The sequence below is a fragment of the Aureimonas mangrovi genome (assembly GCF_014058705.1).
Lineage (GTDB): Bacteria > Pseudomonadota > Alphaproteobacteria > Rhizobiales > Rhizobiaceae > Aureimonas > Aureimonas mangrovi.
Genome location: NZ_CP059692.1, coordinates 553271 through 578299, shown reverse-complemented (window position 1 = coordinate 578299; position 25029 = coordinate 553271). Strand labels below are relative to the sequence as shown.

Genomic DNA, 25029 nt, shown 5'->3' with positions numbered 1-25029 from the left:
ATAGGCGCCCATGAGCGCACCGGTTCCCTTCGCGAGGATGAACGGGCTCGGCAACGAGATTCTCGTCGCCGACATGCGCGCGCGCGCCGACCGCATCACGCCTGAAGCTGCACGGGCGCTCGCCGCCCGCGCCGAGACGCATTTCGACCAGATCATGGCGATCCACGATCCGGTCACCAGCGGCACCGATGCCTATGTGCGCATCATCAATGCCGACGGATCGGAAGCCGGCGCCTGTGGCAACGGCACGCGCTGCGTGGTGCAGACGCTGTCCGCCGAGACGGGGCGCCGCGAGTTCGTCTTCCAGACGCGCGCCGGCATCCTTGACGCGCGCGAACGCGAAGACGGGCTGATCGCTGTCGACATGGGTGTACCGTGTTTCACGTGGGACAAAATTCCTCTGTCAGAGGAATTCGCGGACACGCGCGCCATCGAACTGCAGATCGGTCCGATCGATGCGCCGGTGCTGCATTCGCCCTCCGTCGCGTCGATGGGCAATCCGCACGCGATCTTCTGGGTGGAAGCGGACGTCTGGTCCTACGCGCTCGACCGCTTCGGCCCGGTGCTCGAGAACCATCCGCTGTTTCCCGAGCGCGCCAACATCACGATCGCCGAGGTGACGAGCCCCGAGACGATGACGATCCGCACCTGGGAGCGCGGCGTCGGGCTGACACGCGCCTGCGGCTCGGCCGCCTGCGCCGCCGCCGTTTCCGGGGCGCGTACCGGACGCACAAGCCGCATCGTGACCGTCACGGTGCCGGGCGGCGATCTCCTGATCGAATGGCGCGACGACGACCATGTCGTGATGACCGGCCCGGCCGAATGGGAATGGTCCGGCACGCTCGACGCCGTCACCGGCGATTTCGCGCGCGACGAGGTCGCGGCATGAGCGGCGTCGAAGTCGTCTCCTTCGGTTGCCGCCTCAACACCTACGAGGCCGAGGTGATGAAGCGCGAGGCCGGCGCGGCGGGGCTCGGAGAGGACGGCCGCAAGGCGATCCTCATCAACTCCTGCGCCGTCACCGCCGAGGCCGTGCGACAGGCGCGCCAGGCCGTGCGCCGCGCGCGGCGCGAGAACCCAGACGCGCGCATCGTCGTCACCGGCTGCGCCGCGCAGACCGACGGGGCGAGCTTCGCCGACATGGCCGAGGTCGACGCCGTTCTCGGCAACGAGGACAAGCTGAAGGCCGCGAGCTATCGCGCCCTGCCTGATTTCGGCGTTTCGGCGCAGGAAAAAATTCTCGTCAACGACATTATGAGCGTGACCGAGACGGCCGGCCACATGGTCGACGCCATCGAAGGACGCGCGCGGGCGATCGTGCAGATCCAGAACGGCTGCGACCATCGCTGCACCTTCTGCATCATCCCCTACGGGCGGGGCAATTCGCGCTCCGTGCCGATGGGCGCGGCGGTGGACCAGATCAGGCGCCTCGTCTCCAACGGCTACCGCGAGGTGGTGCTGTCGGGCGTCGACATGACGAGCTGGGGCGCCGACCTGCCGGGCGCGCCGAAGCTCGGCATCCTCGTGCAGTCGATCCTGCGCCACGTGCCCGACCTCGAACGCCTGCGCCTCTCCTCGATCGACTCCGTGGAAGCGGACGAGGCACTGGTCGAGGCGGTCGCGTCCGAGCGCCGCGTGATGCCGCATCTGCACCTGTCCTTGCAGGCCGGCGACGACATGATCCTGAAGCGCATGAAGCGCCGGCACAGCCGGGACGATTCCATCCGCTTCTGCGAGGATATGCGGCGCGCCCGGCCCGACATCGTCTACGGCGCCGATCTCATCGCCGGCTTCCCGACCGAAACGGAGGCGATGTTCGACAACACGTTGAAGCTCGTTGCAGAATGCGGGCTAACGCATCTCCACGTCTTTCCCTTCAGCCCACGCGAGGGCACGCCCGCCGCCCGCATGCCGCAGGTGGACCGGGCTGTGGCAAAGGCGCGCGCCGCGCGTCTGCGCACTGCCGGGGATCATGCCGTCCGGGCGCATCTGAAGAGCCGCCTCGGCACGCGCCAGCGTGTGCTCGTCGAGCGCGAGGGCCTCGGCCGCGCGGAAGATTTCACCTTCGTGAAACTCAACTTCGGCCTCCCCGGCGAGGTTGTGGACGCTATCATCACCGGCGTGGACGAGACGCGCCTCGTCGGCGCGCCGATCCAGGCCGCTGCCGCCTGACCGACAACGGAAGACCCGAGAGGACGAAACGCCCCATGGCCGAGCAACAAGGCTTCTTCCGTCGCATCTTCTCCTTCGGGCAGGCGCCGGAGGCCGATCGGCGCGCCGAGAAGGAGAACCTCGTCGCGGCGCCCGACATCGGCGCGAAGACGCCGGCCTCGCCGGACAACGACGCTCACCACCCGGCGGCGGCCTCGACCGACACGGACACCGAAGCCGGCGCGGACCCGAATGCGCCGGACGAAGGTGGCATCGAGCCGCTGCCCGCTTCCGCTCCCCTCGGAGCGACGACGGAAAAAAAAACTCTGAAATCCTGAGCGATCCAGAGCCGGAAACTGTCTCCGGAACGAGCTTCCTCGACGAGCCGCTGCCACCCGAGACGGACGACGAGGTCGCGTCCGAGGCCTTGCCGACCGGCGCCTCGCCCGGATTCGACTGGCTCGACGAGCCGGCCGATCCCGCGGAGGAACCGAAGGCTGATTTTTCCTTCCTCGACGAGGACGCAGCCGCGACCGAGACCGTGGGGGAAGAGCAGCCCCTCGCCCTGGACGAGGCGCAGGAGGCGCTGATCGAGGAAGACGGCGGCGCGATCGCCCCGGCGGCCGCCGCTGGCGAGCCCCATACGCATGCCGACGACGAGGAGAGCGGGCGCGACGAGTTCGCCTGGCTCGATGCACCGCTGGAGCCCGAAGAGGAGGGCGAGCCGGAAGCGGACCCACAGGCCGGTTCGCCCGATCGCCTCGACATGGAGGAAACGCCACTTGCCGCCGCGCCCGGCATTGCGCCCGTGCCCGCGCCGCCGCCGGCCGAGGGCTGGCGCCTGCGCGAGGCGGCGCCGGCCGCGCCTGCAGCCCCGGCCGTTCAGACGCCCTGGTTCCAGCGCCTGCGCGAGGGCCTGTCGCGCTCCTCGGGCCAGTTGTCCGGCCAGATCACATCGCTCTTCACCAAGCGCCGCCTCGACGAGGAGACGCTGCAGGATTTCGAGGACGTGCTGATCCAGTCCGATCTCGGCGTCGAGACCGCGACGAAGATCACCGACCGCCTGTCCGAGGGCCGTTTCGGCAGGGAGATCACCGGCGCGGAGGTGCGCACGATCCTCGCCGAAGAGGTGGAGAAGGCGCTCGCCCCCGTCGCCATGCCGCTGGAGCTCGACCTGTCGGTGAAGCCGCACGTCATCCTCGTCGTCGGGGTCAACGGCACCGGTAAGACGACGACCATCGGCAAGCTCGCCGCCAAGCTGACGCGCGGCGGCATGAAGGTGACGCTGGCCGCCGGCGACACCTTCCGCGCCGCCGCCGTCGAGCAGCTGAAGATCTGGGGCGAGCGCACGAACTCGGCGGTCGTCGCCAAGCAGATCGGCGCGGATGCGGCGGGCCTCGCCTTCGAGGCCTATGACGAAGCGGTCGCCAACGGCTCGGACGTCCTGATCATCGACACCGCCGGGCGGCTTCAGAACAAGGCCGAGCTGATGGCCGAGCTGGAGAAGATCGTGCGGGTTCTGCAGAAGCGCACTCCGGACGCGCCGCACACCGTCCTGCAGACGCTCGACGCCACCACCGGCCAGAACGCGCTCCAACAGGTCGAGATCTTCCGCAACGTGGCGGGCGTCAACGGCCTCGTGATGACCAAGCTCGACGGCACGGCGCGCGGCGGCATCCTCGTCGCCATCGCCGCCCGGCACAAGCTGCCGGTGTTCTTCGTGGGCGTCGGCGAAGGCATCGACGATCTTGAGCCCTTCAGGGCGAAGGACTTCGCCGACGCCATCGCCGGCCGCGCGGCTTGACGCGAGGGCCTCGCGGCTCGCAAGTGCGCGAAACACGTAAGAGGGAGAACGCCATGCCGAGACCGGTGACGACGATCGAGGATCTGCGCATCAAGGCCAAGCGCCGCGTGCCGCGCATGTTCTACGACTACGCCGACTCGGGTTCGTGGACCGAAACCACCTATCGCGCCAACGAGACCGACTTCGCCGCGATCCGCCTGCGCCAGCGCGTCGCGGTGGACATGCGCAACCGCTCGCTCGCCTCGACCATGATCGGCGAACAGGTCGCGATGCCGGTGGCGCTCGCCCCGACCGGCCTCACCGGCATGCAGCACGCCGATGGCGAGATCCTCGCCGCGAAGGCTGCCGAGAAGGCCGGCATCCCTTTCACGCTCTCCACGATGAGCGTTTGCTCCATCGAGGACGTCGCCGAGAACACCACGAAGCCGTTCTGGTTTCAGCTCTACGTCATGAAGGACCGGGAGTTCGCCCGCTCGCTGATGGACCGCGCGCGCGCCGCCGGCTGCTCGGCGCTCGTGCTGACGCTCGACCTCCAGATCCTCGGCCAGCGCCACAAGGACATCGTCAACGGCCTGACGACGCCCCCCAAGCCGACGCTCGCCAACATCCTGAACCTCGCCACCAAGCCGCATTGGTGCCTCGCGATGTCGAAGACCGAGCGGCGCACGTTCCGCAACATCGCCGGCCACGCCAAGGGCGTATCGGACATGTCCTCCCTCTCGGCCTGGACGGCCGAGCAGTTCGACCCCGCTCTGTCGTGGGACGACGTGAAGGAGATCAAGGACTACTGGGGCGGCAAGCTGATCCTCAAGGGCGTCATGGACGCGGAAGACGCCGTGAGGGCAGCCGACAGCGGCGCCGATGCGCTCATCGTCTCCAACCACGGCGGCCGGCAGCTCGACGGCGCCCTCTCCTCGATCGCCGCGCTGCCGGCTATCGTCGAGGCGGTGGGCGATCGCATCGAGGTGCTGATGGATGGCGGCGTGCGCTCCGGGCAGGACGTCCTGAAGGCCGTCGCCCTCGGCGCGAAGGGCGTCTTCATCGGCCGCGCCTTCCTCTACGGCCTCGGCGCCGGCGGGCAGGCGGGCGTCGAGAAGGCGATCGAGATCATCCGCAAGGAACTCGACGTCACGATGGCGCTGTGCGGCCACCGCGACATCCTGAATGTCGGCAAGGACGTGCTCGTGCCGGGCACCTATCCGGGCGTCGACCCCGCCCTCTTCCTGCGCGGGGCGGCTGCGCCCGGAACCGTCTGAGGATCGGCGCGGCCTGAAAATCGGCGCCATCGCCTCCCATATGCCCGCGAGCGGAATCGCCAGACCCCAAGGAACACCCCCATGAGCGAGCGCATCGTCGAACAGGCGCCGAACGCCCCGGGCAAGCCGGAGATGAACCCGCTCCTGAAGCTCGCGCTGGAGCTCGGGCCGCTGGCGGTCTTCTTCTTCGCCAATTCACGCGCCGAGTGGATCGTTGAAAGCTTTCCGGCGCTCGGGACCCTTGGCGGTCCGCTCTTCGTGGCGACGGGCCTGTTCATGGTCGCGACGGTGGCCGCACTCGCCGTCTCCTATGCGCTGACCCGCACCCTGCCGGTGATGCCGATCGTCTCGGGCGTCTTCGTTCTGGCGATGGGCGCGCTGACGCTCTGGCTGCAGGACGAGCTCTTCATCAAGATGAAGCCCACGATCGTCAACGCGCTCTTCGCGGCGATCCTTCTCGGCGGCCTCGCCATGGGCAAGCCGCTTCTCGGCTACGTCTTCGATCAGGCCTTCAAGCTCGACCGGGAAGGCTGGTCGAAGCTGACCCTGCGCTGGGGCCTGTTCTTCATCCTCCTCGCTGTCCTCAACGAGGTGGTCTGGCGCACGACCTCGACCGACTTCTGGGTAGCCTTCAAGGTCTGGGCGACGATGCCGCTGACCATCGGCTTCATGATGTTCCAGATCCCGCTCCTGAAGCGGCACGCCCTGCCGGAATAGCGATCCCACGCCTTGCCGCGCCGCAATTGCCTTCCCACTTGGCCTTCCACGACGAAACAACCGTGAGGCCCTCATGATCGACGCGCAGCGACTTCTCGACCAGTTCCTCGGCTCCGGGAAGGGCCGACCCGGCAGCACAGGGGCCAGCGGCGGCTCGCTGCCCGGCGGGCTCGACAAGATCATCGGCGGCGCGCTCGGCGGCTCGGGCGCGCGCGGCAGCCAGGGCGGCGGAAGCTTCTCGGGCGGTCTCTCCGACATCGCGGGCTCCCTGGGGCGCGGCGGCGTGGGCACGGCGGGCGCGAGCGCTCTGGCCGGCGGCCTCGCCGGCTATCTCCTGAAGGGCAAGGGCGCCAAGAAGCTCGGGGGCACGGCGCTGAAGGTCGGCGGCCTCGCACTGGTGGCCGGCCTCGGCTACAAGGCCTGGCAGAACTATCAGGCGCAGCAGGGACAGGGCGGACCCGTCGGCGGACACTCGCCGCAGGGCGTCAACGCGCAGGGCCAGCTCCCGCGCCCGGTCTCCGAAGAGGTGCCCTCGGCCGAGGGCACGCGCTTCCTGCCGGCCGAAAGCGAGGCCGATGCGCGCGCGCGCCTGCTTCTCTCGGCGATGATCGCCGCGGCCAAGGCCGACGGCTATATCGATCGCGAGGAGGAGGAGGCGATCTTCGGCAAGGTCGACGACCTCCAGCTCGATTCCGAGGAGAAGGGCCTCCTTATGGACGAGATGCGCCGGCCGAAGTCGATCGACGAGTTGGTCGCGGCTGCGACGAGCCCCGAGGTCGCCGTCGAGATCTATCTCGCCTCGATCCTGGCGGTGGACGCCGACCATCCGGCCGAGCGCGCCTATCTCGACTTCCTCGCCTCGCGCCTCGGCCTCGAGCCGGACCTCGTCGCCGAAATCCGCCGCACGGCCGAGGAGGCCCAGGCCACCGCCTGACCGAAGCGCCGGGGCGGCCTCGCCGCCGCCCCGCACATTGACGGCGACGGAGGTGCGTGTATATGCACCAAACATGGACCGTCCCTGCACCTGCTCCCGCGTCCGGCGCTCCCTGCGCATCCTGACCGGCGTCTATGACAGCGCGCTCGCGCCGAGTGGCCTGACGACCGCGCAGTTCTCGCTCCTGCGCACGCTCTCGCGGCTCGGGCCGTCCTCGATCAGCGCGCTGGCGGAGGTGACGGCGCATGAGCGCTCCTCGCTCAGCCGCACGCTGCGCCCGCTGGAGGCGCGTGGCCTCGTGGCGCACGAGCCGGGCCGCGACCAGCGCGAGCGGCGCGTGGCGCTGACCGACGCGGGCCGCAACGCCATCGCGGACGCAATGCCGTTCTGGCGCGAGGCGCAGGGCCGGATCGACGATCTGTTGGGCGAGGAAGGGCAGCGCCTCGTCGCGCTGCTCGAGCGGATGGAGGATCTGCGCGCATGACCCGTTCTTCGAGCCTTGCGGCCCGCAACCCGTGGATCGTCCTCGTCTGCGCGGCGACGATCGTGACGATCGCGATGGGGATGCGCCAGTCCTTCGGCCTGTTCATGCGCCCGATCGAACTCGAGATCGGCGTCGGGCGCGAGGCCTTCGGCCTCGCCATCGCGGTGCAGAACCTCGTTCTCGGTCTCGCCCAGCCCTTCATTGGCGCCCTGGCCGACAAGCATGGCGCGGGCCGCGTCGGCGCGGTCGGCGCGCTCCTCTATGCGGGGGGCCTCGTGCTGGCAGCGAACAGTGCCTCGGCGCTCGGGCTCAACGTCACGCTCGGCTTCCTCATCGGCCTTGCGATGACGGGCGTCACCTTCGTCGTCGTCATCGGCGCGGCGGCGCGTGCGGTGCCGGCGGAAAAGCGCGGCCTTGCCACCGGCATCGTCACGGCCGGCGGCTCCTTCGGCCAGTTCCTGCTGGTGCCCGTCGCGCAATGGCTGATCGACGGATTCGGCTGGCGCGGCACGTTCATGATCTTCGCCGTTCTCGCGGCCACGATGGCCGCGCTCGCGATCGGGATATCCGGGCGCCCCAAGGCGGCGTCCGGCGCAGCCTCCGAACAGCGCTTCGGCGAGGCGCTGCGCGAGGCGGGCGGCCATTCGGGATTCTGGCTTCTCAACGCCGGCTTCTTCGTCTGCGGCTTCCACATCGCCTTCATCGCCACGCACTTCCCCGCCTTCCTGACGGACAAGGGTCTGGATCCGGCGATCGGTGCGCGCGCGCTCGCGCTCGTCGGCCTCTTCAACATCTTCGGCTCATACGTCTTCGGACTTTCGGCGGACAAGCTGCGCAAGAAATACGTCCTCGCCGGCATCTATCTCGGCCGCGCCGTGGTGATGGGGCTGTTCCTGTCGATGCCGTTCACGCCGCTTTCGGCAACGCTCTTCGCCTGCGCGATGGGCTTCCTCTGGCTCGGCACCGTGCCTTTGACGAGCGGGCTCGTCGGCCAGATCTTCGGCGTGCGTTATCTGTCGATGCTGTTCGGGATCGTCTTTCTGTTCCACCAAGTCGGCGCCTTCTTCGGGGCCTGGGCCGCGGGCCTTGCCTACGAGATCACCGGCTCCTACGATTGGGCCTGGACGGCCTCGATCGTCTTCGCGGTGGCGGCGGGCATCCTCAACTGGCCGATCCGCGATGCGCCCGTCGCCCGGATCGCGATGGAGGGCGGGCGATGAGCGTCACACGCAGAACCTCGATCCTCATGCACGCTGGCGCGATCCTCGCGATCGCCCTCGGCCTATGGGCCTGGGACGCGCAAGGCGCCGCCATCTGGGGCGACGCGATCTTCACCTTCTGTCTGTGACTACTGCCCCGCGGCGCGCAGTGCCGGCAGGAGGCCGGTCTCGATCGCCTGCGGCGTGAGCGGCCCTGTCTGCTTCCACAGGATCGTGCCGTCACCCGAGACGAGGAAGGTCTCCGGCACGCCGTAGACGCCCCAGTCGATCGTGGACGTGCCGGATGGGTCGACGCCGACCGCGTCGAACGGGTTGCCGAGTTCGTCGAGAAAGGAAAGCGCCTGCGCCGGCCGGTCCTTGTAGTTGATCCCGGTCAGTGCCAGCCCTTCGTGGTCCGCCAGCGCCATCAGCATCGGATGCTCGACGCGGCACGGCCCACACCAGGAGGCGAAGACGTTGACGAGCGTCGGCTCGCCCGTGCCGCCAGCCGGCAGATCGAGGCCGGGAACGGCGCCGGCGTCATCTGCGAGGCCTTCGAGCGCCGGCAAGCTGGTGGCGGGCGCCGCCCGCCCGACGAGCACGGAGGGCAGCGTCTGCGGGTCGCGCCCTGAGAGAAGCTGCGTCAGGAAGATCGCGGCGAGCGCCCCGAAGACGAGGAGCGGCAGCGCCACGAGCCAACCCCGCCTGCGGCGCGGAATCGCTTCCTGCGCGCTCATCGCTCGCCGCCCCGCCGCCGCGCCGCGCCGCTTTCCTCCAGCCGCTTCAGGTCGCGGCGCGCGGCGCGCGCGTCGAGGAAGGTCCAGGCGCCGAGCGCCATGAGCGCGAGGGCCGGGATCGCGTAGGCCGAGGCGACGAAGCCGAAATAGGCGCCGCCCATCAGCCGGCCTCGCTGGTGCGCGCCGTGCGGCGCGACAGCGCGTGAATGCGCCGGCGCACGATCTCGGTGCGCATCGCCGTCAGGTGCAGGGCGAAGAACAGGAGCGAGAAGCCGAGGGCGCACAGGAGCAGCGGCCAGAGATAGACGGCTGCCATCGCCGGGCCGTCGGCGCGGATGACGCTCGCCGGCTGGTGCAGCGTGTTCCACCAATCGACCGAGAAGCGGATGATCGGGATGTTGATGAAGCCGACGAGGACGAGGATCGCCGACGGGCGCCCGGCGCGGCCCGGTTCGTCGAAGGCGCGAGTCAGCGCGATCAGCCCGAGATACATGAGGAAGAGGACGAAGACGCTCGTCAGCCGCGCATCCCACACCCACCACGTGCCCCACATCGGCCGGCCCCAGATGGAGCCGGTGAGAAGGGCGAGCGCGGTGAAGGTCGCGCCGAGCGGCGCTGCGGCCTTGATCGCGACTTCGGCCAGCGGATGACGCCAGACGAGGACGCCGAGCGCCGAGATGCTCATGATCGTCCAGACCATCATCGAGAGCCACGCGAAGGGCACGTGGACGAACATGATCTTGACCGTCGCGCCCTGCTGGTAGTCGTCCGGCGCTGTGAGGCCGAGCCAGAGACCGGCGCCGAGGAGCAAGGCAGCGGCCGCATAGACAAAGGGCTGCACGCGCGCCGACAGGCCCATGAAGCGGGTCGGGTTGGCGAGCGCGGAGACGCTCCAGCGGCTGGCGGCGATGTCGCTCATGAAGCGTTCCTTAGAACCTTCCGAAGGGCGCGGCAAATCACGCCGATTTGGGCGGCCGCCCGCCGATCCACCGCGCCATGCCGATCGAGGCGGGCATCACCGGGTCGAAGCCGAACTGCGCGTAGAGATGCTTCGCGTCCCCGTCGGCGATGAGGCTGACATAGGCGCTGTCGGGCGCTCGCTCCTCCAGCGCCGCGACGAGCCGCGCGAAGATCGCCTTGCCGAGCCCCCTGCCCTGATGCGCGCGGTCCACCGCCATATCGACGACCTGGAAATGGCAGCCGCCGTCACCGATGACGCGGCCCATGCCGATCGCGTGGCCCTCGTGGCGCACCACCACGCCGGCCCAGGTGTTCGGCAGGCCGCGCTCGGCGGCTTCCTGCGTCTTCTCGCTGAGTCCCGTCTCCTTGCGCAGGCGCCGGAAGTCGTCGATGGCGGGCGTCTCGTCGTTGATCGTGTAGCCCTCGGGCAAGGTCATGATGGCTCTCGTCAGTCGGTGTGGCGAAGCGCGGCGGCCGCGGCAAGCGGGCCGACCACGGCGAAGAGGAGGCTGAGCGCGGCGAGGATCAGGAAGGGCGGCGCGAAGGGCAGGCCGCGCCCGGCCGCCTCCACCGCGCTGATGCCGAAGATGAGGACCGGGATCGCGAGCGGCAGGACGAGCACCGAGACGAGGAGGCCGCCGCGCGGCAGCGACACGCTCACAGCTGCGCCCACAGCGCCGATGAAGACGAGCGCGGGCGTGCCGGCGAGGAGCGTGACCAAGACGCGAGCCATCGCCTCCGGGCCGAGCCCGAGGAACAGACCGAAGAGCGGGCTAGCCACAACGAGCGGCAGGACGCAGGCGAGCCACAGCGCGGCGCATTTGGCCGCGACGACGAGGACGAGCGGCACGGGACCGCAGACGAGAATATCGAGCGAGCCGTCCTCGCGATCGGCCTGGAACAGCCGGTCGAGGGCGAGGAGCGTCGACAGGAGCGCGCCGATCCACAGGATCGCGGGGCCGAGGCGCGAGAGGAGAGCGAGATCCGGCCCGAGCGCGAAGGGCATGGTCGCGACCACCGCCAGGAAGAAGACGAGGCCCGTCGCCGCGCCGCCGGCCCCGGACAGATGCGCCGCCACATCGCGCCGGATCAGCGCGATCATGCGGCTTGGCGCGCCGGTGCGCCGAGATGCAGGCTGAGGCCGTCCAGCCCGAGCGGCTGGTGCGTGGCCGCGACGACGAGACCGCCCGCCGACAGGTGCGCGCTCGCGAGCCGGGCGAAGAGCGCCTGCCCCGCCGTGTCCAGCGCGGCGGTCGGCTCGTCGAGCAGCCAGAGCGGCCGATGCAAGACGAGGAGACGTGCCAGCGCGGCGCGGCGCTGCTGGCCGGCCGACAGATGCCCGACGTCGAGCGAAGACAGCCCGCCGAGCCCGACGGCTCGAAGCGCCGCCTCGACGGCGTCTATCCGCTCCTCACGGGCACCGCCGAGGAAGCCGTGCCAGAAGGCAAGTTCGGCGCCGAGCCGCGAGTCGGCGCGCAGCGCGTTTCGGTGGCCGAGGAGATGGGCGATCTCGCGAGGATGCCGCGCCGGCTCGCCGTCCGGCGCAAGCGCCCCTTCGACGCTCGTGCGGCCGGCGAGCGGCGGGATGAGCCCGGCGATGGTGCGAAGGAGCGTCGACTTGCCGGCTCCGTTCGCGCCCGTCACGATCAGCGCCGCGCCCTCGTGCAGGACGAGGTCGACCGGGGCCGAGGTCGCCTCCCCGCCCCGGCCCGCCACCAGCCCGGACAGGGTGAGAGTGATCGCGCGCATGGCGTCTCTCTTGTCGGGCCGAAGGGGGAAACGCAAGCCGTGCTTGCGCGGCGCTGGAACGGACGGGAAGAGAAGATCGCGATTGTGCGCGAAGGCCCCTTTATAGGGATTACAAACTTGCCTATAAGGCGGCCAACCACTCCAGCGACCGGCGTGGAGTCATAGCGCCGATCTCATGTAGCCAGCGTCAGCCGGCTTCGAGGCGGACGGGCGGAAATGGTCGTACCCGCATTTTTTCTTCGCGCCACGCCCGGCGCGGGGGGCGTTCGCCTTTCGGACATCACTTTGGTTCGAGAAGGAACGAGAGCCCCGTGTCCCAGACCCCCAACAATCATCCGGACAGCTTCAACAGCCGCCGCACCCTCGAGGTCGACGGCAAGAGCTACGTCTATTACGACCTGAAGGAAGCCGAGAAGAACGGCCTCGCCGGCGCCTCGCGCCTGCCCTTCTCGATGAAGGTCCTCCTGGAGAACCTGCTGCGCAACGAGGACGGCCGCACTGTCCTGCGCGATGACATCCGCGCCGCCGTGAAGTGGCTCGACGACAAGGGCAAGGCCGGCCACGAGATCGCCTACCGCCCCGCGCGCGTCCTGATGCAGGACTTCACCGGCGTTCCCGCCGTCGTCGACCTCGCCGCCATGCGCGACGCTTCGGAGGCCCTCGGCGCCGACCCGAAGAAGGTCAACCCGCTGGTGCCCGTCGACCTCGTCATCGACCACTCTGTGATGGTGGACTATTTCGGCCAGCCCGACGCCTTCGACAAGAACGTGAAGGTCGAGTACGACCGCAACGGCGAGCGCTACACCTTCCTGCGCTGGGGCCAGGAAGCCTTCCAGAACTTCCGCGTCGTGCCTCCCGGCACCGGCATCTGCCACCAGGTGAACCTGGAATACCTCGCCCAGACCGTCTGGACGCGCGAGGAGAACGGCGAGACCGTCGCCTATCCGGACACGCTGGTCGGCACCGATTCGCACACGACGATGGTCAACGGCCTGTCGGTGCTGGGCTGGGGTGTCGGCGGCATCGAGGCCGAGGCGGTCATGCTCGGCCAGCCGATCTCCATGCTCATCCCCGAGGTCATCGGCTTCCGCATGGAGGGTAAGCTGCCCGAGGGCACGACCGCGACGGACCTCGTCCTCACCGTCACGCAGATGCTGCGCAAGAAGGGCGTCGTCGGCAAGTTCGTCGAGTTCTACGGCCCCGGCCTGTCGAACCTGACCCTCGAGGATCAGGCGACCATCGCCAACATGGCACCCGAATACGGCGCGACCTGCGGCTTCTTCCCGATCGATAAGGACACGATCGCCTATCTGGAAGCGACCGGCCGCGACAAGCACCGCATCGCGCTGGTCGAGGCCTACGCCAGGGCGCAGGGCATGTACCGCGACGACACGTCCGAGGACCCGGTCTTCACCGACACGCTCTTCCTCGACATCTCGACGGTCGTTCCCTCGCTCGCCGGGCCCAAGCGCCCGCAGGACCGCGTCGCGCTGACCGACGCTGCTTCCGAGTTCAAACGGGCGCTGGCCGAGATCGCGGGCGGCCGCAAGCAGGGCGCCGTCGCCAAGTCCGAGGACGACGCGCGCTACATGGGCGAAGGCGCAGGCCAGGAGCAGGGCGAGGCCCCGGCCCGCTATGATGTGCAGGGCGCCGAGCACGGCCTTGCCGACGGCGACGTCGTGATCGCCGCGATCACCTCCTGCACCAACACGTCGAACCCGAACGTCCTCGTCGCCGCCGGCCTCGTCGCCCGCAAGGCTGCCGCGCTCGGCCTGAAGCCCAAGCCCTGGGTGAAGACCTCGCTCGCGCCGGGATCGCAGGTGGTGACGGAATATCTCGAGAAGGCCGACCTCCAGAAGGATCTGGATGCAATGGGCTTCAACCTCGTCGGCTACGGCTGCACGACCTGCATCGGCAATTCCGGCCCGCTCGCCGAGCCGATCTCCGAGGCGATCAACGAGAACGACCTCGTCGCCTGCTCGGTGCTGTCGGGCAACCGCAACTTCGAGGGTCGCGTGAACCCCGACGTGCGGGCGAACTACCTCGCCTCGCCGCCGCTCGTCGTCGCCTACGCCATCGCCGGCTCGCTCTTCGTGGACATCACGAAGGATGCGCTCGGCAAGGACCAGAACGGCAACGACGTCTTCCTGAAGGACATCTGGCCGACGACGCAGGAAGTCTCCGAGATTGTCCGCAAGACGGTCACGCGCGACCTGTTCGAGAGCCGCTACGCCGACGTCTTCCGCGGTGACGAGCACTGGCGCAAGATCGACGTCTCCGGCGGCCTCACCTACGACTGGGACGACCGCTCGACCTATGTGCAGAACCCGCCCTATTTCGAGGGCATGGGCATGGAGCCGGAGCCCGTCGAGGACATCAAGGAAGCCCGTATCCTCGGCCTCTTCCTCGATTCCATCACAACCGACCACATCTCCCCGGCCGGCTCGATCAAGGCGAACGGCCCGGCGGGCGAGTACCTCGTCTCGCATCAGGTGCGCCCGGTGGACTTCAACTCCTACGGTGCGCGTCGCGGCAACCACCAGGTCATGATGCGCGGCACCTTCGCCAACATCCGCATCAAGAACCAGATGCTGGACGGCGTCGAAGGCGGGATGACGAAGCACTACCCGTCGGGCGAGCAGATGCCGATCTACGACGCGGCGATGAAGTACCAGCAGGAAGAGGTCCCGCTGGTCATCTTCGCGGGCAAGGAGTACGGCACCGGGTCCTCGCGCGACTGGGCGGCCAAGGGCACCGTGCTCCTCGGCGTTCGCGCCGTGATCGCGGAGAGCTTCGAGCGCATCCACCGCTCCAACCTCGTCGGCATGGGCGTGGTGCCCTTCGTCTTCGCCAAGGAAGGGACGAGCTGGAAGTCGCTCGGCCTGAAGGGCGACGAGAAGGTGACGATCGAGGGCCTGACCGAGGTCAAGCCGCGCCAGACGATGACCGCGGTGATCGAGAGCGCCGACGGCTCCAAGCAGAGCGTCGAGCTCCTGTGCCGCATCGATACGCTGGACGAGCTCGAATACTACAAGAACGGCGGCATCCTGCACTACGTGCTGCGCAAGCTCGCCGCCTGACGAGCCTCACAGGCACGTCGAACACCCGCATCTGACGTTCCGGGACCGGAAGCGGTCTTCGAGTGGATGCTCCGGGCCGGGCGCGAAATCGCCCGGCCTGTCACCCTCATTTGACTGGTCGTGCAGGGGGCGCGTCTCTACGCTGAACCCATGACATCGAGGCTTTCCACAACCGCCCCGTCTTCGCGGCGCGCGGCAAACGCTCTTGCGACCGCGTTCGCCACGGTCGCACTTCTTTCGTTCGGCCCCTCGCCGCGACCGGTCATGGCGCAGGAGGCGGACGGCCGCCCCGTGCGCGGAGTCCTCGAGCTCTTCACCAGCCAGGGCTGCTCGTCCTGCCCCCCGGCCGACGAGATCCTGTCGCGCTACGCCGCGAGCGGCGACGTTCTGGCCCTCTCCTACCATGTGGACTACTGGGACTATATCGGCTGGAAGGACGCGCTCGCGAGCCGCCAGAACACCGACCGGCAGAAGGCCTACGGCAAGACCTTCGGCCATCGAACGGTCTACACGCCGCAACTCGTCGTGAACGGCAGCAGCGAGGTGGAGGGTGCCAAGTCCGGCGACGTCGCCGCCGCGATCGACGCCGAAGACCTTCGCAGCGAGCCCGGCGCCGGCGAGATCACGCTTTCCCAGGACGGCCCCACGGTGCGCATCAGCGCCCTTGCGCCGGCCGCGCGCCCGAGCGCGGACCGGGAGACGGTGCTTGTCCTCGTCACCTATCGCCGCGAGACGCAGACGCAGGTTTCGCGAGGGGAGAACGAGGGGCGCACGCTCGTGAACCACCATTCGGTGCGCGACTGGCGCGTCGTCGGCAAGGTGACGGGCAAGTCGATGGAGATCGACATGCCCGTCTCCATGTTGGCCGACCCGGACGGAGCGCCGACGGGCTGCGCCGTGTTCCTGCAGGAGATGACGGCCAAGGGCGTGCCCGGCCCGATCCGCGCCGCCGCCATGCTGGATCTTGCCCCATAGGCATGCGAGCGCGCTTTGCAAAGTTGCTCGAAGGGTGACACCATAAGCGCTTGCGCGCACGCTGGGGCGCCCCCGAGAGGAAGGTCACGGATCACCTTGAGCTTCGACACCAATCCCGCAGCCTCGCAGCCCATCGATCTGGCTGAGATCCGCCGCTCCACCGCTCAGCCGATCGTCTCCTTCGACCGGCGTGAACTCTCCGAAATCCTGAAGGTCTATGGCCGCATGGTCGCCGCCGGCGAATGGCGGGACTACGCGATCGACACCTTGAAGGACCGTGCGGTGTTCTCGATCTTCCGCCGATCTTCCGAGATGCCGCTCTTCCGCATCGAGAAGGAGCCGCGCCTCGCTCGCCGGCAGGGCGCCTATTCTGTCGTCGCGGCCGGCGGCATGATCCTCAAGCGCGGGCATGAACTCGCGCAGGTGCTGCGCGTCTTCGACAAGAGCCTGAAACTCGTCAGCGACTGACGGATCGGAATCGATCCGTTCCGGCCAGGGAGGCCGGATGCGAAGGACCCTGCTTGCGCGATGTCAGGCCTCGGCGTCTTCGCGCGGGCGGGTTCGACGAATTTCGATGCTGTCGATGCGCAGTCCGTGGCGCTCGAGGATCGTCAGGACGTAATCGCCGATCTCGATCCGGCCGCCGACCGCCGGCAGCCCCTTTTCGCGTCGCACAGCGAGGCCGCCGATCGTGGAGGTTTCCTCCTGCGGAAGGTCCCATCCGAGCGCACGGTTGATCTCGCGCAGGCGCGTATCGCCACGCACCACGACGACGCCGCTGTCGTCCGGATCGCCGATGATCTGCTCGCCGCGCTCCGCGATCTGCCCCACGACGACCTCGAGGATGTCGTCGAGCGTCACGAGGCCTGTCAACGCGCCGTATTCATCAACGACGAGCGCCATCTTGTTCGGCGTCAAACGGAAGGAATGGAGCTGTTCGCGGAGCGAACGCGTCTCGGGCACATAGACGACCTCCATCGCGCTCGCCTTGAGGTCGATGCGCTCGCTGTCCCAGTCTGCGGCCTCCAGCGCGCGAAGCGCCGCACGCGCGTCGACGATGCCCGCCACCTCGTCGCCACCCGCCCAGATCGGCATGCGCGAATGACGGGACTTCGACAGGATCGACAGAAGCTCGCGCGGGCTCCCGTTCTCGGGCAGGCCGATAATGCGGCTGCGCTGTGTCATCACTTCGTCGAGCGTCATGTCGTCGAGGGCGAGGACGCCGCGCAGCATCTGGCGCTCCTCGATGGCGACGGCGCGCGCCTCGGCGATCTCGTCGGTGCCGTAGATATCGATGAGGCCCTGCAGCTCCTCCTCCGTCTGGCCGGCCCTCGCGGTCGCGGGCTGGATACCGAAGAGGCGGAAGATGATGCGCAGGAGCCAGTTCACCGCCGCGCCGATCGGCCCGACGAGGCGCATCGTCAGCGTCAGGATCGGGGCGGCGCGCAGCGCGGTCTCGTCGGCGCGCTGGATCGCGTAGGTCTTGGGCAGGACCTCGGCGAAAATAACGAGGACGACGGTCATCACGAGCGAGGCGTAGACGACGCCCTGCTCACCGAACCAGCCGATCAGAAGGCCCGAGGCCAGCGCCGTCGCGGTGGTGTTGACGAAATTGTTGCCGACGAGGATTGCCGCGATGAAGCGATCCTTATCGTCCCGCAGCCGCGCGAGGCGTTTGGCGTTGGTGCTGCCCTCCTTGGCGCGGCGCGAAATGAAGGCGTTGCTGGCGGCCGTGAAGGCCGTCTCGCTGCCCGAAAAGAGCGCGGAGAGGACGAGCAGCACGATGATGCCGGCGATCGAGATGAAGGTTGCGAAGTCCATGGGGCTTTGGGCTCGGGCTTTTCGTCGAGATCGTGGAATAGGCGCCCGCCGCTTGCGCGCGAGGGCCGCGGTTCAGAGGAGCGTTCCGGGGTAGGTTTTCTCGTCGGGGAGCGTGGTGTTGCCCTCGCCGAGAGGCTTCTGCATCAGAAGGGTGTCGATCCAGCGGCCGAACTTGAAGCCGGAAGCCTGAAAGATGCCGATCTCGCGGAAGCCGAAGCGCTCGTGGAGACGGATGGATGGCATGTGGTCCGAGCCGCCAATCACCGCGATCATCTGGCGGAAGCCCGCTGCTTCGCACAGCTCGAGGAGTCGCGCGACGAGGAGCCCGCCGACACCGCGCCCCTGCGCTTGAGGGGCGATGTAGATCGAGTCCTCCACCGCCCAGCGATAGGCCGGGCGCGCCCGGAACGGGCCGGCATAGGCATAGCCGAGGATTGAACCATCCCCATCGCAGGCGACGACGTAGGGATAGGATTGCCGCGTCAGCGTTTCGAACCGGGCGATCATCTCCGCTTCGTCCGGCGGCGTCAGCTCGAAGGTCGCGGTGCCGTTGAGGACAGCGTGCGAATAGATCGTCTGGATGGCGGGAATGTCGCTGGCGGCGGCGGGGCGAAGGGCGATGGCGCTCATCGGGATGTCCTGTCGGAATGCCCCCCGTCCTTAACGGTCGCTCCGCCCGCTCACAATGCATTTGCGAGGCGTTCGCGGCCGCGCGGATACAAAAAGGGCGGCCCGAAAGCCGCCCAGTCCGAGGTCGCTACGCTGCAAACTACTCGCGATTGCCGAAGAGCTGCAGCAGGAACATGAACATGTTGATGAAGTTCAGGTAGAGCGACAACGCGCCCATCAGCGCCTTGCGGCCCATCACCAGAGCACCGTCGCCCTCGTAGTACATCTCCTTGATGCGCTGCGTGTCGTAGGCCGTGAGGCCTGCGAAGACGAGGACGCCGATCGCCGAGACGGCAAAGCCGAGCGCGGACGATTGCAGGAAGATGTTGACGATCATCGCGAGGATGATGCCGATCAGGCCCATGAACAGGAACGAGCCCCAGCCGGAGATGTCGCGCTTGGTCGTGTAACCGAAGAGCGACAGGGCGCCGAAGGACGCGGCCGTCACGAAGAAGACCTGAACGATGGATTCCTGCGTGAAGACAAGGAAGATCGTCGAGAGCGAGAGACCGACGAGGGCCGCATAGCTCCAGAAGGTCGCCTGCGCCGCCCCAAGGCTCATCTTATGGACGCGGAATGAGAGGAAGAACACCAGAGCCAGCGGTGCCAGCATCAGTACCCAGCGAAGCGGCGAGGTGAAGACCGTGATGCCGAGCGGCGTCAGCCACAGGTCCGGACGGACCTGAGCGCCACCGTCGACCGGCGTGGTCGAGGTCGCCAGCATGAACAGGCCGTAGGCCGCGACGCCGGTGATGGCGAGGCCGGCGGCCATGTAGTTGTAGACCGACAGCATGTAGCTGCGCAGCCCCTGGTCGATGCTCGCATCCGCGCGGCTACCGGCACTCGGGACACCAGCCCCGTAATTGCGATAGTCAGCCATAGTTATGGTTCCCTTTCTGCGTGTCCCGTCCGGTGTCGGCACCGCATTCACTGACGAGCGCGCCGAGGCGCCGCTGGCGGGACGCCCAGCATGCCTGAGGTGAAATATGCGAAAGCTTGGCTTCCGACACAAGAGGCGAAGGCGAGCACATGCGAGGATTCACGGAGCCCGCAATTAAATTTCCGTTATTCTGCGTCCGCACCGGTTAATCTGGTGCGCGGCTGCAGAACTACAACTCCCGCAGCACGGGAGCAGCCTTCTGCCCGAGGATGCGCCAGGTGCCGGCGAGCCCGAAGCCGATCGTCAGCACGAGCGAGACGACGAGCGTCGTCAGCGCCACCATCGGATCGAAATGGTAGGGCAGCTGCATGATGCGCGAGACGACGAACCAGGCCGCGAGCGCTCCGGCGGCGATGGCGAAGACCGCCGTCGCCGCGCCGAGAAGCGCATATTCCGTCGCGTAGGCCCGGATCAGCGTCGAACGCGTGGCCCCAAGCGTCTTCAGGACGACCGCGTCGTGGATGCGTCCCCGGTTGCCGGCCGCAAGCGCCCCCGACAGGACGAGCACCGAGGCCACGACAGCCACCGCCGCCGCCGCGCGGATGGCGAGCGCGAGCTGGGCGACGAGATCGTTCACCGCGTCCAGCGCCTCGCGAACGCGCACGCTCGTCACGGACGGAAAGTCCTGCGTGATGCCGGTCAGGACGGCGCGTTCCGCCTCGAAGTCGTCCGTGCCCATCTGCAGGGTCGCGAGCCAGGCATGCGGCGCGCCGGCAAAGGTGTTCGGCGAGAACACCATCACGAAGTTGATCGACATGGACTCCCACTCGACCGAGCGCAGATTGGCGATCCGCGCGGTGATTGATCGTCCAAGGACGTTGACCGTGACCGTGTCGCCGACCGAAAGGCCGAGTTCGCCCGCCTCCTGCGCGGCGAAGGAAACGAGCGGCTCGCCGGCATAGTCGGCCGGCCACCATTCTCCCTCGGTCACGGTGGAGTTGGCCGGCACCGACGCATCGTAGGTGATGCCGCGATCGCCGCGCAGCACCCAGGCGCCTTCCGGCGGCACCTCGAGTTCGCGCACGTCCGTGCCGTTCAGTGCCGTGATGCGCCCGCGCAGCATCGGCACGGACTGCAACTCGCTGCCGGGCGAAAGCTCCGCGATGCGCTCAGCGAAGGGTTCGATCTCGGCATTCTGGATGTCGACGAAGAAGAAGTTCGGTGCGCGCGCCGCGATCGACGTGCCGATCTCCCGCCGAAGGTCGTTGTCGATCGTGGCTAGGGTGACGAGAAGCGTGAGCCCCAGCCCGAGCGAGAGGACCACGGAGGCCGTGAGCGCGCCGGGGCGATGGATGTTGCCGATGGCGAGGCGCAGCGGCGTCGAGCGCACGCGCGGAGCCCGCGCGGCGATCTTCTGGACGGCGAAGGCGACAGCGCGCAGGATCACGAAGGCGCAGGCTGTGGCCGCGAGGAAGACCCAGGCGACGAAGCGGTCGCTCGCGATGAACAGCGCCAGCCCGGCGACGAGGAGCGCGAGAACGGCCGCCATGCCGGCATAGGTCCAGCGAATGCGCTGGCGCGCGGCGCTGCCGCCCTGCCGGAAGAGCGCCGTCGCGGCCACGTCGCGCGTGCGCCCGAGCGGCAGAAGTGCAAAGGCGAGCGCGGTCAGGAGCCCGAACAGCGCAGCGACGAGGAGCGCCATCGGGTAGATCGAGGCATTCGCCGCGACCGGGATGACGCTTTCGAGGAAGCCGGCCGTGAGGAACGGCGCGACCGCGCCGAGGACAAGCCCGGCCGCGATGCCGACGCCCGCCAGGATCAGGATCTGGATGAGGTAGATCGCCACGACGAAATTGCCGCCGGCACCGAGCGACTTGAAGGTCGCGATCACGGGCCGCTTGGCATCGAGATAGGCGTTGACGGCATTGGCGACGCCGACGCCGCCGACGATCAGCGCGGTGAGGCCGACGAGCGTCAGGAACTGCGAAAAGCGCTCGATATTGCGCTGAAGGGCGGGGGCTGCTCGGTCGGCCGTGCGCGTCGACCAGCCGGCATCGGGAAAGCGCTCGGTAGCGGCTTCGATCACCTGCGCAGGGTCGGCGTCGGCGTCGGAGAGCGCCACCTTGTAGATGTGGCCGACGAGGCTTCCGGGCTGCACGAGATCGGTCGCCGTCAGCCCGTCCAGCGACATCATCAGGCGCGGCGCGAAGACGAAGCCATCGGACAGAAGGTCCGGCTCGCGCGTCAGGACGGCGCGCAGCTCGATGTCGGCGTCCCCGACGCGCACGATATCGCCGACGTCGAGATTCAGCCGCGCGAAGAGCTCTGCCGCCGCCACCGCGCCGTAGCGCCCGTCCCGCTCGGCCAGGAGTTCCGCCAGCGGCAGGGACGGCTCGGTCTCGACGCTGCCGACCAGCGGATAGGCGCCATCGACGGCCTTCACCTCGGTCAGCGCCTGGTCGCTGGCATCGGGCAGGCGCGCCATCGAGCGGAGCGCGGCGCTTTGCGAGACCGCGCCCTGCTCCGCCAGCCAGGCGCGCTCCTCCTCGCTCGCGAGCCGTTGCGTCAGGCCGAAGCGTAGATCGCCGCCCAGGATCGCCCGACCTTCCTGCGCGATGCCCTCCGTCATCATTTGCGACACCGAGTTGACGGCGGCGATCGAGGCGACGCCCAGCGTGATGCAGGCGAGGAAGATGTAGAAGCCCTTCAGGCCGCCGCGCATCTCGCGCAGCGCAAAGCGCCAGGCGAGCGTCAGGTTGCCCGCCGGGCGCCCATCGTCCGCCGTCACTGCGCCGCTCCCGCGACGAGGTGCGGAGCGGGCGCGGCCTGCGGTTCCGAACGGATCTCGCCGGAGCGCACCGCGACCTCGCGCGAGCAGCGGGCGGCGAGCCCGGAATCGTGCGTGACGAGCACGAGCGTCATCGCCCGCCGCTCGCTCTCGGAGAAGAGAAGGTCCGCGATGACCCGGCCGGTCTCGGCGTCGAGATTGCCGGTCGGCTCGTCGGCGATGAGGATCGCCGGTTCGGGCGCCAGCGCGCGGGCGAGCGCCACGCGTTGCTGCTCGCCGCCCGAGAGCGAGCCGGGATAATGCTCGACGCGCTGCGCAAGACCGACAGCGGCGAGTTCCTCGCGCGCCCGGCCGAAGGCGTCGGAGTGGCCGGCGAGTTCCAGCGGCACCGCGACGTTCTCGAGCGCCGTCATGTTCGGAATGAGGTGGAAGGACTGGAAGACGATGCCGACATGGCGGCCCCGGAAGGCGGCGAGCCGATCCTCGCTCAGTCCCCCGAGGGACTGCCCCGCGATCTCGACGAGCCCTTCGTCGGCCCGCTCGAGCCCGGCGAGAACCATCAGCAGCGTCGACTTGCCCGAACCGGACGGCCCGACGATGCCGACGGATTCGCCCCGCGCCACGGTGAGGTCGATCCCTTTCAGGACATGGACGGCGCTGCGCCCCTCGCCAAGCGTCAGATGAACCTTTCGTAACCGGATCGCAGGTTCTTCCAAGCGGCTGGCCTTCCTATGTTCATGCACGAAGGGCGCTCTCGCCCGCCGTGATCCAAAGAGCGCGGCGCATTTCGCGCCGCAGCACGCCGACATATGGACCCGTGATGCCGCGCTTCCAACTGCCCTCCGCCCTCGTTCTCGCCTTCGTGACGGGCACACTCGCCGTGCAGGCCCATGCGCAGGAGCGGCTGCAGGTCGTCGCCTTCGGCGACAGCCTCGTCGCCGGCTACGGTCTCGCGCCGGGCGAGAGCTTTCCCGAGAAGCTGCAGGTCGCCTTGAGCGAGCGCGGCTACGACGTCGATGTGGTGAACGCGGGCGTGTCCGGCGACACGACCTCGGCCGGGCTCGCCCGGCTCGACTGGTCGGTACCCGAAAGCGCCGACCTCGTGATCGTGGAACTCGGCGCCAACGATGCGCTACGCGGCGTATCGGCGCAGGTGACCGAGCGCAATCTCGACGAGATCCTGACGCGGCTCTCCGCGCGCGGCGATACGGAAGTTGTGCTGGCAGGGATGATCGCGCCGCCGAACATGGGCGGCGACTACGCGCGCGACTTCAACCCTGTCTACGAGGCGGTCGCCGAACGGCACGGAGTGGCGCTCTACCCGTTCTTCCTCGACGGCGTCGCGGCGGACGCCTCGCTCAACCTCGAAGACGGCATGCATCCGAATGCGGACGGTATCGACGTGATCGTGGAGCGCTTCGCCCCGTTCCTGATCGAGCGCCTGGAGGCGCTCAGGCAGGCTCGGGAAGGCTGACGGGCGCGGGAGAACCGAGGGGGCGCAGCGGTGCCAGGCGGTCGGCCATGTCGAGCCTGATCGTCGCCGTCACTTCCGCGCCCTCGATCTCGAGCTTCGGCGAATGGCGGGCGACGATCTTGCGCATCGCGACGTTCTCGCGAAGGAAGTGCACCGCGAGCGAACGGATGCCAGCCCGGCGCGCCTCGGCGAGGATTTCCTCGAAGAGCCTGCTGCCGAGCCCCCGCCCGCGCAGATCGGCCTCGAGCGAGAAGGCCGCTTCGGCCTTTGCACCGTCGCGTCCCAGCCCGCAGAGCTCGGCCGCCCCACGCAGGATGCCGTCGCTGAAAAGGCCGATGATGCAGCCCTCGTCCGTCAGCGCGTCGGCGGCATAACGTTCGATGAAGGCGTCGTTGACCGGCGAGCCGAAGCGCAGCCTGCGCCCTCGCGCGTCCAGGCGCAGGAGATGATCGCGAAAAGCTGCGGTGTCCGAAGTGCGCAGGCGCCGCATTCCTTCGCAGCGGCCGGACGGCAGGGCCACCGGCTCGGCGATCTGGAATTCTGCGGGTTGGGCGAAGCGAGTCATGAAGAGGGCTCGTCTGGTGTCGACCGGCGCCTCCCTCGCCTCCTGTCAGATAAGCCTCCACACGGCGGCGCACCATCGCCGCTTGTGCATTGCAGCCATGCAGCCTTGCAGTCGGGCCGATGCGGTGGGATTCTCTGATTCGCGCGAAGTTCCATATGCCGCGAAAGGGCCTGCCATGCCACGCCTGTTCACCGCCATCGAGATCGCCCGCGACTCCGCATTGTCCCTCTCACTCCTGCGCGGCGGCCTGCCGGGCGCGCGCTGGATCGACCCGGAGAATTTCCACCTCACGCTCCGCTTTCTCGGCGATATCGACGCCCGCACGGCCGACGAGGCCGTCGCCGCGCTCGACCGGATCCAGCGGCCCGCCTTTCGCATCGCCCTTCGCGGTCTCGGCGCCTTCGGCTCCAAGAAGCCGCATTCGATCTATGCCGGGGTCACACCCTCGCCCGAACTCGACGCGCTTCAGGGCGATGTCGATCGGGCGCTGCGCCGCGTCGGCCTGGCGCCGGATGCCCGCAAGTTCGTGCCGCACGTCACGCTGGCCCGTCTGCGCAGCGCCAAGGCCGAGGAGGTGGCGCATTACCTCTCCTCCCGCGGCGGCTTCGCCACGCAGCCCTTCACCGTCACCCGCTTCTGCCTCTTCTCCTCGCGCGATTCCGTCGGCGGCGGTCCGTACCTGATGGAGGAAGCCTTCGAACTCGTGGAGGCGCCCCGCACAGGGGCGGCCCGGCACGAGGTGATGGCGGCCCACGCCCCGTTCCACCGTTAGCCGGCTCACCCGAC

27 protein-coding genes are annotated in these 25029 nt (G+C 68.7%); 15 read left to right on the top strand and 12 right to left on the bottom strand.

Translation table 11 applies throughout. The features are described 5' to 3' along the window. Positions 1-10 precede the first annotated feature (10 nt). The 10 genes from dapF (at position 11) to H1343_RS17065 (ending at position 8694) form a co-directional block, all read left to right on the top strand. On the top strand, positions 11-889 hold the full coding sequence (gene dapF, locus H1343_RS02690; RefSeq protein WP_185984434.1) for a diaminopimelate epimerase: 879 nt from the start codon (positions 11-13) through the stop codon (positions 887-889). Further along, on the top strand, positions 886-2172 hold the full coding sequence (gene mtaB / locus H1343_RS02685; RefSeq protein WP_246333258.1) for a tRNA (N(6)-L-threonylcarbamoyladenosine(37)-C(2))-methylthiotransferase MtaB: 1287 nt from the start codon (positions 886-888) through the stop codon (positions 2170-2172). The genes dapF and mtaB overlap by 4 nt, the downstream gene beginning before the upstream one ends. 35 nt (positions 2173-2207) lie before the next feature. Beyond that, on the top strand, positions 2208-2489 hold the full coding sequence (locus tag H1343_RS02680; protein ID WP_185985739.1) for a hypothetical protein: 282 nt from the start codon (positions 2208-2210) through the stop codon (positions 2487-2489). An 89-nt stretch (positions 2490-2578) separates the two neighbouring features. Next, the gene (ftsY, locus tag H1343_RS02675; protein ID WP_246333250.1) at positions 2579-3955 is read left to right on the top strand and encodes a signal recognition particle-docking protein FtsY; all 1377 of its coding nucleotides are present in this window, start codon (positions 2579-2581) and stop codon (positions 3953-3955) included. Between the two features lie 53 nt (positions 3956-4008). Beyond that, positions 4009-5211 carry an alpha-hydroxy acid oxidase gene (locus H1343_RS02670; RefSeq protein WP_185984432.1) on the top strand — a complete coding sequence of 401 codons (1203 nt, stop codon included), beginning with the start codon at positions 4009-4011 and terminating at the stop codon, positions 5209-5211. A gap of 81 nt (positions 5212-5292) precedes the next feature. Further along, a complete protein-coding gene (locus tag H1343_RS02665) occupies positions 5293-5928 on the top strand; it encodes a septation protein A (RefSeq protein ID WP_185984431.1) in 636 nt (211 codons plus the stop codon). 73 nt (positions 5929-6001) lie between these two features. Next, on the top strand, positions 6002-6862 hold the full coding sequence (locus H1343_RS02660) for a tellurite resistance TerB family protein (protein ID WP_185984430.1): 861 nt from the start codon (positions 6002-6004) through the stop codon (positions 6860-6862). A 73-nt stretch (positions 6863-6935) separates the two neighbouring features. Next, on the top strand, positions 6936-7346 hold the full coding sequence (locus tag H1343_RS02655; RefSeq protein ID WP_185984429.1) for a MarR family winged helix-turn-helix transcriptional regulator: 411 nt from the start codon (positions 6936-6938) through the stop codon (positions 7344-7346). Continuing rightward, positions 7343-8566: an MFS transporter gene (locus H1343_RS02650; RefSeq protein ID WP_185984428.1), complete on the top strand. Its 1224-nt coding sequence runs from the start codon at positions 7343-7345 to the stop codon at positions 8564-8566. Before H1343_RS02655 ends, H1343_RS02650 begins: the two co-directional genes overlap by 4 nt. Next, positions 8563-8694: a hypothetical protein gene (locus H1343_RS17065; RefSeq protein ID WP_281374685.1), complete on the top strand. Its 132-nt coding sequence runs from the start codon at positions 8563-8565 to the stop codon at positions 8692-8694. Before H1343_RS02650 ends, H1343_RS17065 begins: the two co-directional genes overlap by 4 nt. Here the strand turns inward: H1343_RS17065 and H1343_RS02645 are convergent, their stop codons facing one another. The 6 genes from H1343_RS02645 to ccmA are packed head-to-tail and all read right to left on the bottom strand — an operon-like array spanning position 8695 to position 11982. Beyond that, entirely contained in the window at positions 8695-9282 is a 588-nt protein-coding gene (locus H1343_RS02645; protein WP_185984427.1) for a DsbE family thiol:disulfide interchange protein, read from the bottom strand. Beyond that, positions 9279-9443 carry a heme exporter protein CcmD gene (gene ccmD, locus H1343_RS02640; protein ID WP_185984426.1) on the bottom strand — a complete coding sequence of 55 codons (165 nt, stop codon included), beginning with the start codon at positions 9441-9443 and terminating at the stop codon, positions 9279-9281. Before ccmD ends, H1343_RS02645 begins: the two co-directional genes overlap by 4 nt. Next, positions 9443-10201, bottom strand: a complete 759-nt coding sequence (locus H1343_RS02635; RefSeq protein ID WP_185984425.1) for a heme ABC transporter permease — start codon at positions 10199-10201, stop codon at positions 9443-9445. The genes ccmD and H1343_RS02635 overlap by 1 nt, the downstream gene beginning before the upstream one ends. A gap of 37 nt (positions 10202-10238) precedes the next feature. Then, entirely contained in the window at positions 10239-10679 is a 441-nt protein-coding gene (locus H1343_RS02630) for a GNAT family N-acetyltransferase (RefSeq protein WP_185984424.1), read from the bottom strand. Between the two features lie 11 nt (positions 10680-10690). Beyond that, positions 10691-11344: a heme exporter protein CcmB gene (ccmB, locus tag H1343_RS02625; RefSeq protein WP_185984423.1), complete on the bottom strand. Its 654-nt coding sequence runs from the start codon at positions 11342-11344 to the stop codon at positions 10691-10693. After that, positions 11341-11982, bottom strand: coding sequence for a heme ABC exporter ATP-binding protein CcmA (ccmA, locus tag H1343_RS02620; RefSeq protein WP_425484648.1), 642 nt, complete (start codon positions 11980-11982; stop codon positions 11341-11343). The genes ccmB and ccmA overlap by 4 nt, the downstream gene beginning before the upstream one ends. Before the next feature lie 320 nt (positions 11983-12302). On the opposite strand from ccmA, the gene acnA reads away from it, so the two are divergent. From acnA to H1343_RS02605, 3 genes are all read left to right on the top strand, one after another. After that, a complete protein-coding gene (acnA, locus tag H1343_RS02615) occupies positions 12303-15071 on the top strand; it encodes an aconitate hydratase AcnA (RefSeq protein ID WP_185984421.1) in 2769 nt (922 codons plus the stop codon). A gap of 291 nt (positions 15072-15362) precedes the next feature. Continuing rightward, a complete protein-coding gene (locus tag H1343_RS02610) occupies positions 15363-16046 on the top strand; it encodes a DUF1223 domain-containing protein (protein ID WP_210270064.1) in 684 nt (227 codons plus the stop codon). A gap of 132 nt (positions 16047-16178) precedes the next feature. Beyond that, positions 16179-16514 carry a DUF2794 domain-containing protein gene (locus H1343_RS02605; protein WP_246333510.1) on the top strand — a complete coding sequence of 112 codons (336 nt, stop codon included), beginning with the start codon at positions 16179-16181 and terminating at the stop codon, positions 16512-16514. A 63-nt stretch (positions 16515-16577) separates the two neighbouring features. Here the strand turns inward: H1343_RS02605 and H1343_RS02600 are convergent, their stop codons facing one another. The 5 genes from H1343_RS02600 to H1343_RS02580 all read right to left on the bottom strand — a co-directional run bounded on the left by H1343_RS02600 (position 16578) and on the right by H1343_RS02580 (position 22920). Next, entirely contained in the window at positions 16578-17867 is a 1290-nt protein-coding gene (locus tag H1343_RS02600; protein WP_185984419.1) for an HlyC/CorC family transporter, read from the bottom strand. A 72-nt stretch (positions 17868-17939) separates the two neighbouring features. Then, entirely contained in the window at positions 17940-18497 is a 558-nt protein-coding gene (locus H1343_RS02595) for a GNAT family N-acetyltransferase (protein WP_185984418.1), read from the bottom strand. A gap of 139 nt (positions 18498-18636) precedes the next feature. Continuing rightward, positions 18637-19416, bottom strand: a complete 780-nt coding sequence (locus H1343_RS02590) for a Bax inhibitor-1/YccA family protein (protein WP_185984417.1) — start codon at positions 19414-19416, stop codon at positions 18637-18639. Between the two features lie 229 nt (positions 19417-19645). Beyond that, positions 19646-22138, bottom strand: coding sequence for an ABC transporter permease (locus tag H1343_RS02585; protein ID WP_185985435.1), 2493 nt, complete (start codon positions 22136-22138; stop codon positions 19646-19648). 62 nt (positions 22139-22200) lie between these two features. Next, on the bottom strand, positions 22201-22920 hold the full coding sequence (locus H1343_RS02580) for an ABC transporter ATP-binding protein (protein WP_185984416.1): 720 nt from the start codon (positions 22918-22920) through the stop codon (positions 22201-22203). 104 nt (positions 22921-23024) lie between these two features. Here H1343_RS02580 and H1343_RS02575 point away from each other — a divergent pair, with 104 nt between their 5' ends. After that, a complete protein-coding gene (locus tag H1343_RS02575; protein ID WP_185984415.1) occupies positions 23025-23678 on the top strand; it encodes an arylesterase in 654 nt (217 codons plus the stop codon). Here the strand turns inward: H1343_RS02575 and H1343_RS02570 are convergent. Next, complete coding sequence (locus H1343_RS02570) at positions 23656-24243, bottom strand: GNAT family N-acetyltransferase (RefSeq protein WP_185984414.1); 588 nt, start codon at positions 24241-24243, stop codon at positions 23656-23658. The two genes, H1343_RS02575 and H1343_RS02570, sit on opposite strands and share 23 nt — an antisense overlap. Before the next feature lie 175 nt (positions 24244-24418). Here H1343_RS02570 and thpR point away from each other — a divergent pair, with 175 nt between their 5' ends. Next, complete coding sequence (thpR, locus tag H1343_RS02565) at positions 24419-25015, top strand: RNA 2',3'-cyclic phosphodiesterase (protein WP_185984413.1); 597 nt, start codon at positions 24419-24421, stop codon at positions 25013-25015. The last annotated feature ends 14 nt before the right edge of the window (positions 25016-25029 follow it).

What these genes read in the sequence shown, in the direction of transcription:
- dapF (WP_185984434.1), top strand. Translation starts at nt 11, where the DNA reads ATGAGCGCACCGGTTCCCTTCGCGAGGATGAACGGGCTCGGCAACGAG.
- mtaB (WP_246333258.1), top strand. Translation starts at nt 886, where the DNA reads ATGAGCGGCGTCGAAGTCGTCTCCTTCGGTTGCCGCCTCAACACCTAC.
- H1343_RS02680 (WP_185985739.1), top strand. Translation starts at nt 2,208, where the DNA reads ATGGCCGAGCAACAAGGCTTCTTCCGTCGCATCTTCTCCTTCGGGCAG.
- H1343_RS02670 (WP_185984432.1), top strand. Translation starts at nt 4,009, where the DNA reads ATGCCGAGACCGGTGACGACGATCGAGGATCTGCGCATCAAGGCCAAG.
- H1343_RS02665 (WP_185984431.1), top strand. Translation starts at nt 5,293, where the DNA reads ATGAGCGAGCGCATCGTCGAACAGGCGCCGAACGCCCCGGGCAAGCCG.
- H1343_RS02660 (WP_185984430.1), top strand. Translation starts at nt 6,002, where the DNA reads ATGATCGACGCGCAGCGACTTCTCGACCAGTTCCTCGGCTCCGGGAAG.
- H1343_RS02655 (WP_185984429.1), top strand. Translation starts at nt 6,936, where the DNA reads ATGGACCGTCCCTGCACCTGCTCCCGCGTCCGGCGCTCCCTGCGCATC.
- H1343_RS02650 (WP_185984428.1), top strand. Translation starts at nt 7,343, where the DNA reads ATGACCCGTTCTTCGAGCCTTGCGGCCCGCAACCCGTGGATCGTCCTC.
- H1343_RS17065 (WP_281374685.1), top strand. Translation starts at nt 8,563, where the DNA reads ATGAGCGTCACACGCAGAACCTCGATCCTCATGCACGCTGGCGCGATC.
- H1343_RS02645 (WP_185984427.1), bottom strand. Translation starts at nt 9,282, where the DNA reads ATGAGCGCGCAGGAAGCGATTCCGCGCCGCAGGCGGGGTTGGCTCGTG.
- ccmD (WP_185984426.1), bottom strand. Translation starts at nt 9,443, where the DNA reads ATGGGCGGCGCCTATTTCGGCTTCGTCGCCTCGGCCTACGCGATCCCG.
- H1343_RS02635 (WP_185984425.1), bottom strand. Translation starts at nt 10,201, where the DNA reads ATGAGCGACATCGCCGCCAGCCGCTGGAGCGTCTCCGCGCTCGCCAAC.
- H1343_RS02630 (WP_185984424.1), bottom strand. Translation starts at nt 10,679, where the DNA reads ATGACCTTGCCCGAGGGCTACACGATCAACGACGAGACGCCCGCCATC.
- ccmB (WP_185984423.1), bottom strand. Translation starts at nt 11,344, where the DNA reads ATGATCGCGCTGATCCGGCGCGATGTGGCGGCGCATCTGTCCGGGGCC.
- H1343_RS02600 (WP_185984419.1), bottom strand. Translation starts at nt 17,867, where the DNA reads ATGGACTTCGCAACCTTCATCTCGATCGCCGGCATCATCGTGCTGCTC.
- H1343_RS02595 (WP_185984418.1), bottom strand. Translation starts at nt 18,497, where the DNA reads ATGAGCGCCATCGCCCTTCGCCCCGCCGCCGCCAGCGACATTCCCGCC.
- H1343_RS02590 (WP_185984417.1), bottom strand. Translation starts at nt 19,416, where the DNA reads ATGGCTGACTATCGCAATTACGGGGCTGGTGTCCCGAGTGCCGGTAGC.
- H1343_RS02585 (WP_185985435.1), bottom strand. Translation starts at nt 22,138, where the DNA reads ATGCGCGGCGGCCTGAAGGGCTTCTACATCTTCCTCGCCTGCATCACG.
- H1343_RS02575 (WP_185984415.1), top strand. Translation starts at nt 23,025, where the DNA reads ATGCCGCGCTTCCAACTGCCCTCCGCCCTCGTTCTCGCCTTCGTGACG.
- H1343_RS02570 (WP_185984414.1), bottom strand. Translation starts at nt 24,243, where the DNA reads ATGACTCGCTTCGCCCAACCCGCAGAATTCCAGATCGCCGAGCCGGTG.
- thpR (WP_185984413.1), top strand. Translation starts at nt 24,419, where the DNA reads ATGCCACGCCTGTTCACCGCCATCGAGATCGCCCGCGACTCCGCATTG.